The sequence below is a fragment of the Agrococcus sp. DT81.2 genome, from assembly GCF_049844935.1.
Classification (GTDB): Bacteria; Actinomycetota; Actinomycetes; order Actinomycetales; family Microbacteriaceae; genus Agrococcus.
This window is the reverse complement of the sequence record NZ_JBNCLZ010000024.1, coordinates 1-265: the sequence shown is the minus strand read 5'-3', so window position 1 is coordinate 265 and position 265 is coordinate 1. Positions and strand designations below refer to the sequence as shown.

Annotated in this window: 1 pseudogene; it reads left to right on the top strand. The window is 75.8% G+C overall.

The annotated features are described in order from the left end of the window. Window positions 1-265, top strand: a pseudogene (locus ACLQ21_RS15750) (hypothetical protein); the annotation flags it as partial.

Sequence of the window (265 nt, the reverse complement as noted above, 5' to 3'; positions counted from 1 at the left end):
CTCAAGCACGACTCCCGCTGGACCGTGCGGCAGCTGCCCGGCGGGGTGCTCGAGTGGACGTCCGGGATCGGGCAGGTGATCCGCGACCAGCCCGAACCCATCGGCCCCGTCTTCACCGACCTGCCCCGCCGCGGCCGCGACCCCGCACCGCCCACGCCCGCCGAGAAGCGCCGCCGCCGCAAAGCCGTCGCCGAGCAGATGCGCGCCGAGACCGAGCTCTGGCGCAACCCCGACACCCGACCCGACCCGCAGCCGCCCGACACCA